This window comes from Streptomyces bobili (genome assembly GCF_002154575.1).
In the GTDB taxonomy this organism is placed as follows: domain Bacteria; phylum Actinomycetota; class Actinomycetes; order Streptomycetales; family Streptomycetaceae; genus Streptomyces; species Streptomyces bobili.
In genome coordinates this window covers 1-653 of sequence record NZ_MUBA01000924.1, presented here as the reverse complement: position 1 = coordinate 653, position 653 = coordinate 1, and the positions used below count along the sequence as shown (strand labels likewise).

1 protein-coding gene is annotated in these 653 nt (G+C 74.7%); it reads left to right on the top strand.

The window, feature by feature from the left end; all coding sequences use genetic code 11:
- Window positions 1-653 (top strand): methyltransferase domain-containing protein (locus BZL64_RS38730; protein WP_244205817.1); only part of this gene is annotated, 653 nt, incomplete at both ends.

Here is a 653-nt window from a genome sequence, read left to right as displayed (position 1 = left end):
TGCCCACCCCCACCTGGGACCCCGCCCAGTACCTGCGCCACGCGGGCCACCGCGCCCGCCCCTTCACCGACCTCCTCGCCCGCGTCCCCGGCCTGCCCGGCGAACCGCCCCGCATCGCCGACCTCGGCTGCGGCCCCGGCAACGTCACCACCGTCCTCGCCGACCGCTGGCCCACGGCCCACATCACCGGCTACGACAACTCCGAACAGATGCTCGCCGAGGCCGAGGCGCACGCCGGCCCGCGCCTCGACTTCGCCCACGCCGACCTCACGACCTGGACGCCCACCGAGCCGTACGACCTGATCGTCTCCAACGCCGCCCTGCACTGGGTCCCCGGCCACCTCGACGCCTTCCCCGCCTGGCTGGCCGGCCTCGCGCCCGGCGGCACCTTCGCCTTCCAGGTCCCCCACAACATCGACGCGCCCCTGCACGCCCTCATGCGCGAACTCGGCAACACGCTCCGCTGGAAGGGCCGCCTCGGGGAGGTGCTGCGCCCCGAGGACTCCGTCCACGCCCCCGAGGTCTACCTCGACCACCTCGCCCGCCTCGGCTGCGAGACCGACGTCTGGACGACGACGTACCACCACGTCCTGGCGGGCGAGGACCCCGTCCTCGACTGGGTCAAGGGCACCGGCCTGCGCCCCGTCCTCACC